The sequence below is a fragment of the Bartonella vinsonii subsp. berkhoffii ATCC 51672 genome, assembly GCF_902825225.1.
Classification (GTDB): domain Bacteria; phylum Pseudomonadota; class Alphaproteobacteria; order Rhizobiales; family Rhizobiaceae; genus Bartonella; species Bartonella berkhoffii.
The window spans coordinates 1-389 of the sequence record NZ_CADEAK010000326.1 but is presented as its reverse complement, the minus strand read 5'-3'; the positions used below and the strand labels follow the sequence as shown (position 1 = coordinate 389).

Below are 389 nucleotides of genomic sequence, written 5' to 3'. Positions count from 1 at the left end.
AACAACAGTATGCTGACCATTTAAAAAAGAAGCATCATCAAAACAAATAAAGAATTGAGGATTGGCAGAATTTGGATCTTGTGCACGTGCCATCCCAGCAGTACCACGTTTAAAGGGCTGCTTTGAAAACTCCGCGGGAATATTAGGATAATTTGAAGCTCCAGTGCCAACGCGTTTTACATCAAAATCTGCACTCCCCTTTTTTCCAAACTGCACATCACCAGTCTGTGCCATAAAACCTGGAATAACACGGTGAAAGACAGCATTATTATAAGCACCTCCCTTTGTTAACTTTTTGATTTGTACAACATGTCTTGGTGCCAGATCAGGACGAAGACGAATAACCACATCTCCATTTTTAAGAGATAAGACAAGAATATCAGAATCAC

At 39.8% G+C, this 389-nt stretch carries 1 protein-coding gene; it reads right to left on the bottom strand.

Annotated elements, in window-relative coordinates:
* Positions 1 to 389: peptidylprolyl isomerase (locus J7R10_RS09465; protein ID WP_208436543.1), on the bottom strand; the 389-nt coding region annotated here is incomplete at both ends.